Genomic DNA, 13272 nt, shown 5'->3' on the forward strand with positions numbered 1-13272 from the left:
AGGAGACTTTGGCTTTGAAGAACCTGTTACTTTGACGATAAAATTGAAGAAAGGCAAATGGTATGCAACAAATGTTCACATTGAACCTTGAAAGAGGACGGATAATAAGAGTTGAGGAGCTTGACTCGAGGTAACTCCTTTTAAAGGTTACGATAGCAATCGCGATTAGGCAACTCTTTTCAACTAAAGAATCATGAAAGCATTCCATAATGTTAGAAGCACAAAAAACGTACAACACGAACAGTAAAGAAGCGCTGTTACTGGCTATTTTTCACAACCTTAATTAAGAACATCAACGAAGCCATTATGGTGAGCGGTATAATATTGGGATATTTAATAGTTGAAATATGGAAAAGGCAAGTTTAACTTCTTGCTAACAGGTAACGAATAATAAAGAAATTGCAATAAGGTTATTAACACGCTACCTTGGTCCCAATGTAGAGGAATGGGATATTCTCTTCCAGGTGGTGATTTCGATTGGCAGCTGTTGTAACGGATACAATAGCTGAATAACAACACCGCGGCAGCCGGCCAAATACGATCGGCTGCCTTTTTTGTTGAGCTGACGGGCAGGATAGTTCGATGACCATTTGGACAAAATAACCAACGGCTGAGGTTATTTATTGATCCATACCGCAGCGGTCGCAGGCATTATTTCGTGACAACCGTTCTGCCATTAAGCGGCTGGACAGGACGATGATTGTCGGAGAAAATAGCGCCGAACGCCTGGATCTGCTTATCGGATAGTTCTATCGGTTCTTCCAACACGGTCCAGTCCACCCCTTCCGAGCAAGGAGGCGTCGTCAACGAGCCTTTATACCGGAATGCTTTCTTATCTTGCGGCAGCAGCTCGTTCAAATCAATGACTTGATCCAGCTTGAGATCTTCCTTGGTTTCTTCCTTCGGGAGCTTTGAGAATATTTCCGCCAATTGTTTGTTTTCGCCGCCTGACTTGATTAGAACGCCAAGCACGGCGAGATTGCCTTCACTATTCTTGTGTACAAGATGCATCTCCATATCGAAAGTTTTACCGTTGATTTGGTTTTCGCTAGGTTTATGGAAATGCAGCTGGACGAGCGTATAAACTTTGCCTTCAATAGTAATGGTATTGCTGCCGGATGCGTCATTCGCTTGAATGGTATGTCCGTTGTTCATCAGAGTGAAGGAGGTCGGTTTATAATTGGTCTCGAATTTGCCTAACTCTTTGTCTACTTTTAATTGAGAAAGCTCAATATCGATAGGGGACTGCTCGGTTCCATCCGCGCATCCGGCATATTGCGTATCCAGAGTCGACCATTCGGTAGGGCCCGTATCGCCAGAGTAGGACCAATGGGCGGGCTTCGTTGCCGTTATACCTGTGCTGGGACTGGCATTGGGGCTGGAGCTGGGCATAGCGCTATTCTGAGCAGCGCACGCTGCCATCGGTAGAATAAGGACAACAGCTATTATACCGCGAATTATTGTGTTTCTTTTCATTGACATTCTCCTCGTTTCTTCGTTTAAGTTCGTCGTGGAAGATTCCACACTATTATTTAACATAAACGAGGATCATATCGTCCAGTTATAAAACGTCACTGTTTGCCTATGATAGATTGTCATATTATTTTACAGCCGATGTGACTACAGGATATAATCGAATGTAATGAAGCAACTTGGAGGGAACGTCATGAGAGGTTTTATGGCACGGTGGGAATGGTACGAATGGTTCATGATTGCGCTCAGGATTTGTTGGTGCATTTCTATCATTGCGCTATTATGGGAAGTGGAAGGACAGTGGAGCTTTCCGTTCTGGATCAAGATGGTTATTGCTCTCATTGTCATATCCGTTCCGTACCTGGTTATGCGGATCAATCAAAATCTGTATGCTGCGTGCGAGCTTTTACTTCCCGGAGTCATTCTGTTCCTGCTGAATAAATCGAACCCGGACACCCATTTATATCTCCTCCCGATTTCTTTCATGATCGGTTACAACAGCCCCGGTTATGCGTTAATGTGGCTGGCTCCATTGACGGCCTTCGCTTTTCCGGCATGGCTTGGTTGGCATATGAACTACTCTTGGGACACCATCGTATTCGGGATTATTTTCAATTATTGCGTGACTTACGGATTGGGCTATGCCTTTCGGTTGCTTATTACTTCATCTAAGCAAAGCAAAATCATCGAAGAGCAGAACAGAATGTTGGAGGAAAATATAAAGCAGATTGAGAAAATAACGCTTCTGGAGGAGCGCAATCGGCTTTCCCGCGAAATGCACGATACGATCGGACACATGCTCACATCCTTGATCATGGGCATGGAGTCGCTTCGCGGGTCGATGGTTCCCGGCACGGAGAAGAGCAAGCTGGATACGCTCCTGTCTCTGACGAGGGCAGGCTTCGAAGACATTCGAAGGCATATTCACGATATTCAAACGGATCAAACGGACTTGCCGCTTCCGGCGCTGCTGGATGATATCGCAAGGGCCTTTGAGCAGCAGACCGGTGTGAAGATTGAGCTGGAGCAGTCGGGGGATTCTATCCCTGTATCCCGGCAAGGCCGGTTCACGTTCATGCGATGCTTGCAAGAGACGCTGACCAACTCGGTTCGGCACGGCCAGGCGGATCACATTGCCGTTACGCTTCGCTTCGAGAAGGATCGTATTGCATTGCAGATCCGGGATAACGGAAAGGGATGTGAAGTTTTGCAGCCCGGATTCGGCCTAACGGGAATGCGGGATAGGCTCGAAGCCTTGAAAGGAAGCCTGCAGCTCCAGTCCGATCCTCGGAACGGAACGATCGTAACTTGCTTCCTGCCGTATCAATCGGAGGAATCCAAGCAAGTCATTCATGTCGTCATCGTGGACGATCAGCCGATCGTATTGGAAGGATTAAAGACCTTGCTGGATAACGAGGAAGGTATCCATGTGGCGGCAACCGCCGGGAACGGGCTTGAGGCTATTAGGGTCTGCGAGCAAACGAATCCGGATTTGGTTCTCATGGACATGCAAATGCCTGTCATGGACGGAATTTCCGCTCTACAGACAATCAAGCAAGCTTATCCGGGAATCAAGGTGTTGATGATGTCCACTTTCGAGGAGTTGGATCAAGCATTAACCGCTTTGAAGAACGGCGCTGACGGGTATTGCCTGAAGTCGGCGCAACTGCAGGAGCTAATAGAGACAGTACGTCTCGTTTATTCCGGGGGAACCGCGATTAATCGGGAAATCACGACCAAAATGCTCGAGCGGTTCGACAGAGTTACCGAAGCCGCAGGACCGGCCGCTTTGGAACCATTACTTTACGGATTAACGAAACGCGAGATGGAGATATTGCAGTATCTGGATTCGGGAATGCGTTATAAGACGTTGGCAGTAAAGCTATTTTTGTCCGAAGGAACGGTGCGCAATTACGTTTCTACGATTTACGGCAAGCTGGGAGTCAGCAATCGCGAGGAGGCGGTGGAGAAGGCTCGTGCGGAAGGTTTGTTGTCCGGTTAGGAGCGGTCTTTGAGGATAACCGGCTCTTCAGATGTTGCTAAGCCGCGCAAGACGAATCCACTCCTCGTGGTATGCATGGCGCTGGTTCCGACCGTGGTTGGCTTGGAGCTTGGCAACCCGTAAGCGATCAAACGGATTTGTGATGGTGTTCCTAGGGTGTTTTTCGTTTTTCACAATGTAAATAAAACAAAAACTATCGGGGCGTCTCGATACACTTTGTTACGCTCCCTCTCATAATTATTGCCGGCACCCCTTAGCACTGCTCATAGTTCCAGAACATCGCTTGTTATGCGAGTTCTGTTCGTCTCAACCAGCTTAAACATGGTTTCTACAAGTAGGGGCGATCAGTTTTAGCAACGGGTCACGGACCCAGGGGTACGACCGATCTGCCCCGGCTACTGACAAATGCGCCACCAAAATAAAAAGTGGTCAACCAGTAATAACTGGCTGACCTTATAATACGTCGGGTACGTTAGCTCAATAAACATTAAGAAGGCTCCTGGTGAACGGCAGCCTTCATGATCCGCAAGATCAGATCTTTCCAACTAATCAGTAATATTCCGGGTATAGTATTTGATTATATCTTTGCGGCGAATGATACCAAGGAAGACGCGATCGGCGTCTATGACCGGAACGAAGTTCTGATCGGCTGCCAGCGCCAGCATATCGTCCAAATCAGCGCTGATCGCGACGCATTCGACTTTCATCCGTTTTTTGATGGAGATGACAGGAATTTCGTGCATCGTATCGAAGCCGAGGCCTGGTGTGGCTTTCAGCTTCCATAACAAATCTCCCTCGGATAACGTTCCGAAATATAAGCCATTGTCGTCCAAGATCGGAATGGCCGTATAGTGGCTCGCCTCCAATTTATCCATGGCTTCTTTCATATTAGAGGATGTCATGAGGTAAGAGACCTCGTTCTTGGGATATAGAAACGATTTGATGTCCAATGAATCACGCTCCTTTGGTATATTAAAGCATATTTCGTCGCGGGGCGCATCTGGAAGTGACCGGGGCATGCCTAACATTATTGAAAAAAGATGCTAAAAGTTATGTCGAAAGACAAGAACATAGTCCAAATTAAGTCCGTGCAAATAGCGGGCTTTTTTTAATTATCAAAGAAAGTTAACCAATGTCTGAATACCGATAAGCATTAAGCTAAATGGTACGATAGGGCTGCAACCCAGTACATTCTCATCCTAGCGGGGCGTTCGTTTTTCTGCTAATTGAATCTACTAACACCTGCAGAAATAATAACCGTTCTGAATGAGTTGTTGCTTTATAACGAGAAACTGCAGCCAGACTTCGCTCCAATTCAAGAATCGATCCTTCGGACACGACTACCCCCCGGATCTGGAGATAAGCTATACGAAAGGCAGTTTAACGTGGCTGACCGACTTATATAACTTTACATTATCGCTTTAATGCGATAATATATTAGAGAAGTAAAGTGATAAAGGATGTGGTCTTAATCAATTTCATTCGGCTAGCAATTCCAAAAGGCAATACCTCAATTATGAAGGGAGTTTGTTAGGGTGCGAGAAGCATTAATTAACAGAAAAACAAAAGAAACTGAAATTAAACTGGAGCTTAATCTCGATGAATACAGTGAAGGCAACATCAACACGGGAATTGGATTCTTTAACCATATGCTCACGCTTTTTGCTTTTAGGGCAGGAATAAAACTAAATGTGGATTGCAAAGGTGATTTAGAGATAGATGGGCATCACACGGTTGAGGACATTGGAATATGCTTAGGGCAAGCAATCAAAAAGGCTATAGGGGATAAAAAAGGCATAAACCGTTATGGTAGTTCGCGTATACCTATGGATGAAAGCTTAGCATTAGTGGATTTGAGTATATCTAATCGCTCTTTTTTAGTGTTTAACGTGGAAATGCCGTCAACACGAGCAGGCGAGTTTGAAACCGAATTAACCGAAGAGTTTTTTCTCGCTGTAGCGCAAAATAGCGGGATAACCATGCACATCAATTTGGAATACGGCAGAAATACACACCATATAAATGAGGCAATTTTCGTGGCATTCGGCGATGCGTTGAAGAAAGCAATTAGGATAACAGGCGATGTTATTCCGTCTACGAAGGGTACGTTATCATTATGAAAAAATATATATAGACGCTTACGTGTAATAAATTATGGGGGAGGAATTGGTTTCATTGGACATCTGACGATTACGCTCCCTCGAAACGTTAGTTCAGAGCCCATCCAGGAGCAGTTTGCCGCCGCGGCAGCCTGCTTTTTTTGTCATTAAGCTATTGGGCAGGATAATGGAAATTTTATGTAGAAATATATGGAATATTTGCTTTGGCCAAGGTTTGTAAGCGATTGTCTTATTTAAGAATACTGGGATAATTGGCGTAAACCTAGTGAGCCGGCTGATACAGCCGCTAATTGCAAATCCCAAAAAAAGAAAGTTAGGAGAGTGGTTCAAGATGAACAATAAAGAAAGGTTTTCAAACCGTGTCGATGCGTATGTGAAGTACCGCCCTAACTATCCGAAGGAGGCGCTTGATTATTTGTACGACATCGTCGGTCTGCGCGCGAATTGTGATGTTGCGGACATTGGTGCTGGGACAGGGATTTTTTCAAAGCTACTCCTAGATCGAGGGAGCAAGGTGTTCGCCGTCGAGCCGAATCAGGCGATGCGGGCAGCCGCCGAGCAGATGTTGGGAGGGGCACCGAACTTTCATGCAGTGTCAGGATCTGCAGAGGCGACGGGGCTGCTCGACCAGTCGGTTGATTATATCGTCTGCGCTCAGGCATTTCACTGGTTTGACCGGTCCGCAGCGCAAGCCGAGTTCCATCGGATTCTAAAACCGGGCGGGAAGGCGGTTTTGATTTGGAACTCGCGTCTGACACACGGCACCCCATTTCGAGAAGAGTACGACCGACTGCTTTATACATTCGGAACCGACTATGAAAAAGTTAATCATAAAAATATTTCACAATCGACACTGAACTCTTTCTTCAAAGAAGGCAGGATGCAAGATATGCGATTTACAATGAGCCAATCGTTCGATTTCGAAGGGCTTAAAGGCAGAATGTTATCGTCTTCCTACAGTCCTGTGCCCGGGCATCCGAATTACGAACCGATGATAACGGAGTTGTGGAATATGTTCGTTCGGAATAACGTGGACGGGATTGTACTATTCGACTATGAAACCGAGTTGTTTTGGGGAGAAGTTTAGGAAGTGTATTCGATAATAGGGGTCATTCCGCTAACGGCGAACGATAGTTCAATCAAAATAGGAGCAGTTTGCTGCGACAGTTGCTCCATTTCTTTATTAAGTTAACTGGTAGATTACGTTAATGAATATTCTTCCAACCGTTGAGTAGATTAACTCGATAAAACCTAGAGCTATGAGGTGTATTATGGAATGGAGTAGGTTTTTTGGGCTTGTATCCAGTTTCCTTTTGCTCATTGGTCCTTACCAGTTATTTCGTTTAAGAAGAGAATTTCAAAAGTTAAATGCGTTACAAAGCTTCTGTATTATAAGGTGCTAAATATGGAAAGTCCTTTATATATCAGTTATGGTCTTGATTAGCTATAATAGTAATAGGATGGCGAAGGGTCATCATATTCAAAAGTATAAAGAAAAGAATGAGGAGTATGTATGGTTGACGTTTTATGGACGATTTATTTAGGGTTGCTCGCAACAGCTTCCCTCACTTTTTTAATAAAAGGAAAATACAAGTCGAAACTTAGCAAAATAGATTTCGTTGTATCCATCATTACATGGATTGGATTGTTCGGGTACGTTACGGAAACAGCTATTCTAAATCCTACTGTCTGGAAATTTATCTCCGTGTCTGCTTTTCTCTGGGACCTATCATTCACGATGCTTCTAAAAGGTTATGAAGGGGAAGAAATCCTGGAGGAGTTGCCGATTGTGGCAAGGAGAGTATGGATGTTGATAACATTTGTTGTCATGGTCGGACCTTTGTATTATGGGTTGTTCAGATATGCCTTTGCATGATACCGAAGGTGGAGGTCTGTTCCCCATTACGATTGAAAACAGTGTCTCGATATATAGATGGGATTGAGCTAATATGTTAGTTCAATGGCTAAAGGCTACCGAATTTTCGGTAGCCTTTTCAATTAACAGTGAACTTACTCTATACTTTACACAGATAGAAATGTACGGCACTGCTCTTCTATGATTAAAGAAATAACTTATTAGTGAGAAGGTCTGCTTGAACGGCCGCAACGGCAGCGGAAAATCAACTCTGCTCCGGTTAATTTCGGGCCATGGGCAGGTAGACGAGGGTATGCTAGCCATCAAGAAAGATTTGTTAATCGGCTTAACGCATTCTGTACATCCTGCGCCGAACCAACTTTCTCCTTGATGATCTGCCTGAGTAGCTGCTTCGTCCATAAATCCATGTATTCTCCCAACCGCATTTTTTTGGAAAAATGGAACCAGAGAGGGAAGCGCATTGTCTAATCATCGGAGGTGAAGAGGTTGGAGGAATCCTATTGGAAACATTTGAAGGTCATGGATGCCGGATTGCTGCGCGAGCTCATGAACAAGTACGGGCAGGAAGTTTGGAACTTGGCCTTTATCCTGACGAAGCGAAATGACCTGGCTGATGACATCACGCAAGAAGTGTTCTTGAGTGCCTACCGGAATATCGATCTGTTCCGCGGTGAGTCTTCCATCAAAACATGGCTGTTGTCTATTGCGCGCAACACGTCCGTGAATTACTTGCGATCCGCGTTTATGCGCAAAGTGACGCTCATGGCATGGGTCAGCAGCAAGGAGACGAGTCCGTCTGCCGAACACGAGGCGCTGGAGCAATCCTTATCCGATGATATATGGAGAATCGTCATGAAGCTGCCTCTTAAGTTTAGAGAGGTACTCATTTTAGCTGGAAAATACGATATGTCGATGAAAGAGATCGCGGGTGTGCTCGGCGTATCGGAAGGTACGGTGAAGTCAAGATTAGCCCGTGCACGGCAGAAGGTTAAGGCTAATTGGAAGGAGGGTACTGCATATGAACGAGTTTGATCCTGAATGGATGCAAAAATTGAAAACAACTGATCCGTTGCGGGCGAAAACCTTCACCCCTGAAAAAATGTCTGTAATCGAGAAGGCAGTCGAAAATATGAACAAACCATCGAGAGGACGCAAGCGGAAGATATGGATTCCGGGCTTCGCGGCAGTTGTCGCGGCCGTCATCTTCGTAAGCGGCATCCTGCCAAGCGGCCCTTATACGGGATGGCTCTCGGATCTATTCGAGAATGAACAGAATGACGGCACTACGGCCAAACCGAATCCAATCCCTCCGGATCAGGCGGATCCGCAGCCAGAGATCGAGCCCCAGCCGCCGGCGGAAACCGTCCCGTTGACCGGAAAACTGAAGGACCAGCTCCAATTCAGCACGGAGAGTGAGATGACTATTTCGATCCATGACGCACAGAGCGGGAAAGACATCGATATTCCCGCTGAACGCGAGTATGTTATTCTGCAAAGCCTGAACGGAACAGACTTAACTGCGGCTAAAGCTCAGGAGGCCGCTTCATCCGGTCCTGAAGCGAGCGTGTTCCTCCGTTTTTTGGTAGACGGGAAAATTTATCAAATTCCTTATCGCCTGAAGGCGAACACGATCGAGTGGAAGGGACAATCGTTCTATGTGGACGACGGGATCATGCTGCTGATGCACGGACTGCTGTTGCCGGAGACGAAGCTCACACAGATCGACAGAGTTTTTGAGCAGGCGCGTAAGGAGCAGGAAAATGGCCAGGTGATCGAGCAGGAAAATCGATATGATTGGGAAAGGCTGCAGATTAACGGGAAAGACTATGCAGCTTGGGAAAAAGAACTGAAGAACCTGCCGCTTGTCAGCGAGAAAAAATACTATAATTTTTTTACCGAGAAGATGAATAGTATCAGGCAGTACGAAGGCATCACCGCGTTGAATCAGGCCATCCTTTTTGAAGATCCGAAGTATGGAACGAAAGACGGCATCCGTGTCGGACTGACCGAAGCGGAGGTTATTGCGAAGCTTGGAGAGCCGAACAAAAAGTCGACTACGGAGTGGAGCTATAAGGACGGCGATTATTCCCAATTTCATCTCTATTTCGAAAATGGAAAGGTCCTTTATATCGTAATCGCGATGCCGTTGTAAGCGGGAGCCCTGTAAGCATAGGAGTAAGCAAAACATCCATTACTCAACGGAAACGCTGAGGTTGTCGGATCGTTCGACAACCTTGCTGCGTTTCGCTGTTAGTCGAGGTGAATATGTACAGTGGCTGTGGAGATAACAACGATTCAAAGAGAAGAGCTGCTACGAAAGGCAGATGTATTAAGGCAATATGAAATCTACGGTTACCAAGTCGCTTATTACTTACTTGAAAATGAAACTCTAGCCACCAAAGCGACCACCCAAGCGTTGATTGAATTATTAAAAGATGAAGATTTCTTTCATCAAACCCAATCTCTTCAAAAGCAAAAAACGAAACAAGTCTTCATAATGCAATCATTGTTGATCAAAAGTTTAGTTTTACAACAGACATCTTATACTGAATAGACATCTATTATTCTGATCGCGGATGAGCATGGTATCTTTGACTGAACTAAACGGGTACGAAAGCATTCGTAGCTCCAGTTATCCTAGTATAGCAACATTCCCTATAAATTGTAGCCAACCTCGGAAGGGCAGCCATGGCAGCCCTTCGCTACGCTAACTGGCAGTTTAATGTAATGCTATATCATTACAAAGAAACCCAAAATATCATCACGGATCTTGAACAACATCCCTTAGCTCCAATAATTCAATACTTCCCAGAAACTTTTAGCTTTTACTTAATAACTGACTCTCTTTGGTTGGATCTTTTTATTTTTGTGGGCTTCTCGTTTTTGATATTTTTATTTGCAAACATCCTATTTATTAAAATGAACAATAATAAATTGTTACCTTAGTCGAAGATCAAATACGGTGAACCGTATTGCAAATAGTGGTAAAGCGGAGCTGGAAACAAAGAACGTCCCTAAACGGCCGCTAAAGCAGCTTATGAAACAGAGGAAGAACCGGCCCGATTTGGAGGTCGGTTTCTTTGCATGAGGAGTTCTAAGCCATAAATGTCACAAAATATAGCCGTTATTTGTCTAATAAGTGTTTCAAGGGGAAAGTGAGTGGTAATTGAATCATCAAACTGCAGGTCGAAATTGAAGACAAGGGAGAGAAGAAGATGGAAAAGCTACTCGTTATTAATGCACACCCGAAAGTGGATGCCGATTCGTCCGTAAGCCTAATGGTGCTTCGTCATTTTCTGGAAACGTATAAAAAACTTAATCCGGATGGGCCGATTGAACAAATCGATTTATATCGGGAACATGTTCCTTGCATTGATCGTGACTTTCTGAGCGCACGGGAAAAAATTAAGGGGGGCGGCCACTTGACTGAAGAAGAGCAGAGGCTTACCTCCCGTATGTCGGAAATTCTTAAACAATTTAAAAGTGCGAAAAAGTACGTCATCGCCATGCCGCTCCATAACTTTAACGTCCCGTCGAAGCTAAAAGACTACATGGATAACATTCTGATTTCCAAAGAGACTTTCGCCTATACAGACAAGGGATCGGTTGGACTGCTAAACGACGGTAGGAACGTTCTCGTCATTCAAGCGAGCGACGGAATCTATACGAACCAAGATTGGTATGCGGAAGTTGAGTTCTCACACAAATTCTTAAAATCAATGTTCAACTTTATGGGGGTCGACTATCAAATCATCCGTGCACAGGGGAATTATTTTTTGAAGAGAGATGAGGTTTTGGCAAAGGCATTTCAAGAAGTTGATACTGCGGCCGCTTCCTTTTAGCGATCTTTTTTCAATTCACTGTAACTTCCCTAGAAATTTATTGAAAAAGTAAAGGGGCTGCCCAGTCCGCCTTACCATAACAAGGAGCAGATCACTGATGCGCTGCTCCTTGTTTCATTGAAGTAACGGGCAGGAAGAGCATAATATTAAAAGATGGTACTGATGGAGCACCATGTACCTAAATTTCAGTATTTGATTCGAAGTTCTTGACTATGACGTTAGGTCATAGTGCATAATCCTCTCTATGAATACATAACTAGGAGTGAGGGAGTGAGTGAGAGATATGAACATAATAACATTGCGCTCAGATCATATTTATCAAAAAGTTGCCCAAGCTGCGCCCGAGGAAAAACTTGAGTTATTCAGAAACGAAATGATGGCTCCCTTTATGAAACAATGGCAAATTCAACAGATTCCTTTTAAAGCTGAAGAGGCGAATGGTTTTGACGTTATTACGTTTAATAGTATGATGCATCGATCCCCTGATCAGATTACCCAGCAGATTTCACCTGAGGTAGAGTTGATTTCGTCAGATTCTTTTTGGTTAGAGTGTGAGCAAGCTGTAAGGAAAAGCCTCCGTCTATTTATAGAACATGAAATAAGTCTCCCCGTATCCGAATATTTGTTTACCATTCAACTAGGGAATCCGGAAAGCCGTGCCTTAGCAATAAACGAAGGATATAGCGGCTTTGGGGGCATTCCCGGGTTTATCTGGGGTACAATCTTGCCAAATGAGTACACGATTCCTCGAATGAAGGCTGCGCTGGCGCACGAATGCAACCATAATGTGCGATATCAATTTATTCAGTGGGATCACACCGTTAATTTGGGCGAGCTAATTGTAAGTGAAGGATTAGCTGAAAACTACGCTACGTTCATGTTTGGAGAAGAATTGCTCGGCCCTTGGGTAACGAAAACAAACGCAGAAACACTTAACGGACGCATAAAGCCTGTGCTTAGAGGGCAATTGCAACTAACCGGGTTTGATAAATTTGCTCCGTATCTTTACGGTGACGAGATTGCTAAGCTTCAAAACATTGAACCGGTCAATATGCCTTATTGCGCCGGATACGCTTGCGGATATCATTTAATCCAATATTATTTAAGAAAAACAGGAAGAACGATTTTCGAGGCCACAATAACCCCTGCTGCTCAAATACTAGACGAAGTAAAAGGATTTTGGGATGAAGAAACCATTATTAGCGGTTAAAGATATAATCCAGATTACAGGCATTACAGCTCGGACCCTGCATTATTACGATAGAATCCATTTATTTAAACCGACATATCTGACGGAAAACGGTTATCGCCTGTATGATCGAAGCAGTTTGGAAAAACTTCAAACGATTTTGTTCTTAAAGGAATTGGATTTTTCCTTGAAAGAAATTGCGGACATTTTAAAGCTGACCAGGCAAGAACAGCAAAAATTATTAAAGAAGCAGAAACAAACCTTATTATCGAGAAAACAAAGACTAGAAACAATCATGGTTGCCCTCGAAGAATACGTTTCGGGGAACGATATTAGTAATTTGCAAATCTTCAATAGTTCTTTGCCATTGAAAGAACAATATGCAAATGAGGCAAGATTCATTTATGGTGAAACAGAAATGTATAAAGAGTTTAATGAAACGTTGGAAAAATTATCGCCAGATGATAAAGAGGAACGTTTTCAATCCATGGAGGAAATATTCAAACAAATTGCGTCTTGTGTCGATCAGAATCCTTCCTCCGATGAAGTTCAGCGATTAATCGAGGAGTGGAAAAAAAATCTAATGCAATTCATGACCTGCGATGCAGAGTTACTGGCTTGCATTGCCAATACCTACAAATTCGATGCACGATTCAAAAACTATTTTAATCAATATAGCAACGAGGATTTTGCAGATTTTCTTTACAGTGCAATCATGTATAATATCAATCGGTAATATTTTCCACGCTTATTTACCCAGTACGCTTGTC

At 44.2% G+C, this 13272-nt stretch carries 13 protein-coding genes; 11 read left to right on the top strand and 2 right to left on the bottom strand.

Annotation, left to right across the window (positions count from 1 at the left end; all coding sequences use genetic code 11):
• Positions 1 to 651: 651 nt before the first annotated feature.
• Positions 652 to 1476, bottom strand: coding sequence for a carbonic anhydrase (locus J2T14_RS13100; RefSeq protein WP_307206537.1), 825 nt, complete (start codon positions 1474 to 1476; stop codon positions 652 to 654).
• Between the two features lie 190 nt (positions 1477 to 1666).
• Between J2T14_RS13100 and J2T14_RS13105 the strand changes: the two genes are divergently transcribed.
• Positions 1667 to 3475, top strand: a complete 1809-nt coding sequence (locus J2T14_RS13105) for a helix-turn-helix transcriptional regulator (RefSeq protein ID WP_307471401.1) — start codon at positions 1667 to 1669, stop codon at positions 3473 to 3475.
• 545 nt (positions 3476 to 4020) lie between these two features.
• Here the strand turns inward: J2T14_RS13105 and J2T14_RS13110 are convergent.
• Complete coding sequence (locus J2T14_RS13110) at positions 4021 to 4425, bottom strand: CBS domain-containing protein (protein WP_307471403.1); 405 nt, start codon at positions 4423 to 4425, stop codon at positions 4021 to 4023.
• 585 nt (positions 4426 to 5010) lie between these two features.
• Here J2T14_RS13110 and hisB point away from each other — a divergent pair.
• The 10 genes from hisB to J2T14_RS13160 all read left to right on the top strand — a co-directional run bounded on the left by hisB (position 5011) and on the right by J2T14_RS13160 (position 13238).
• Complete coding sequence (hisB, locus tag J2T14_RS13115; protein WP_307471405.1) at positions 5011 to 5595, top strand: imidazoleglycerol-phosphate dehydratase HisB; 585 nt, start codon at positions 5011 to 5013, stop codon at positions 5593 to 5595.
• 331 nt (positions 5596 to 5926) lie between these two features.
• Positions 5927 to 6682 (top strand): class I SAM-dependent methyltransferase, encoded by a 756-nt coding sequence (locus J2T14_RS13120; RefSeq protein WP_307471407.1) that lies wholly within the window; start codon positions 5927 to 5929, stop codon positions 6680 to 6682.
• A 426-nt stretch (positions 6683 to 7108) separates the two neighbouring features.
• A complete protein-coding gene (locus J2T14_RS13125; protein WP_307206543.1) occupies positions 7109 to 7471 on the top strand; it encodes a hypothetical protein in 363 nt (120 codons plus the stop codon).
• Between the two features lie 217 nt (positions 7472 to 7688).
• On the top strand, positions 7689 to 7841 hold the full coding sequence (locus tag J2T14_RS13130) for an ATP-binding cassette domain-containing protein (RefSeq protein WP_373458148.1): 153 nt from the start codon (positions 7689 to 7691) through the stop codon (positions 7839 to 7841).
• Between the two features lie 107 nt (positions 7842 to 7948).
• A complete protein-coding gene (locus J2T14_RS13135; RefSeq protein ID WP_307471409.1) occupies positions 7949 to 8503 on the top strand; it encodes an RNA polymerase sigma factor in 555 nt (184 codons plus the stop codon).
• Positions 8490 to 9623, top strand: coding sequence for a hypothetical protein (locus J2T14_RS13140; RefSeq protein WP_307471411.1), 1134 nt, complete (start codon positions 8490 to 8492; stop codon positions 9621 to 9623). The genes J2T14_RS13135 and J2T14_RS13140 overlap by 14 nt, the downstream gene beginning before the upstream one ends.
• Positions 9624 to 9743: 120 nt before the next feature.
• Positions 9744 to 10025, top strand: coding sequence for a hypothetical protein (locus tag J2T14_RS13145; RefSeq protein ID WP_307471413.1), 282 nt, complete (start codon positions 9744 to 9746; stop codon positions 10023 to 10025).
• A 661-nt stretch (positions 10026 to 10686) separates the two neighbouring features.
• Positions 10687 to 11313 (top strand): FMN-dependent NADH-azoreductase, encoded by a 627-nt coding sequence (locus J2T14_RS13150; protein ID WP_307471414.1) that lies wholly within the window; start codon positions 10687 to 10689, stop codon positions 11311 to 11313.
• Between the two features lie 283 nt (positions 11314 to 11596).
• Positions 11597 to 12523: a DUF2268 domain-containing protein gene (locus tag J2T14_RS13155; RefSeq protein WP_307471958.1), complete on the top strand. Its 927-nt coding sequence runs from the start codon at positions 11597 to 11599 to the stop codon at positions 12521 to 12523.
• Complete coding sequence (locus J2T14_RS13160) at positions 12498 to 13238, top strand: MerR family transcriptional regulator (protein ID WP_307471415.1); 741 nt, start codon at positions 12498 to 12500, stop codon at positions 13236 to 13238. Before J2T14_RS13155 ends, J2T14_RS13160 begins: the two co-directional genes overlap by 26 nt.
• Positions 13239 to 13272: the final 34 nt, after the last annotated feature.

It is taken from the genome of Paenibacillus harenae (assembly GCF_030812415.1).
Classification (GTDB): domain Bacteria; phylum Bacillota; class Bacilli; order Paenibacillales; family Paenibacillaceae; genus Pristimantibacillus; species Pristimantibacillus harenae_A.

Bases quoted from the DNA above. Each gene is read 5' to 3' on its own strand.
- J2T14_RS13155 (WP_307471958.1), top strand. From the start codon at position 11,597: ATGAACATAATAACATTGCGCTCAGATCATATTTATCAAAAAGTTGCC.
- J2T14_RS13105 (WP_307471401.1), top strand. From the start codon at position 1,667: ATGAGAGGTTTTATGGCACGGTGGGAATGGTACGAATGGTTCATGATT.
- J2T14_RS13100 (WP_307206537.1), bottom strand. From the start codon at position 1,476: ATGAAAAGAAACACAATAATTCGCGGTATAATAGCTGTTGTCCTTATT.
- J2T14_RS13160 (WP_307471415.1), top strand. From the start codon at position 12,498: ATGAAGAAACCATTATTAGCGGTTAAAGATATAATCCAGATTACAGGC.
- J2T14_RS13120 (WP_307471407.1), top strand. From the start codon at position 5,927: ATGAACAATAAAGAAAGGTTTTCAAACCGTGTCGATGCGTATGTGAAG.
- J2T14_RS13125 (WP_307206543.1), top strand. From the start codon at position 7,109: ATGGTTGACGTTTTATGGACGATTTATTTAGGGTTGCTCGCAACAGCT.
- J2T14_RS13150 (WP_307471414.1), top strand. From the start codon at position 10,687: ATGGAAAAGCTACTCGTTATTAATGCACACCCGAAAGTGGATGCCGAT.
- J2T14_RS13140 (WP_307471411.1), top strand. From the start codon at position 8,490: ATGAACGAGTTTGATCCTGAATGGATGCAAAAATTGAAAACAACTGAT.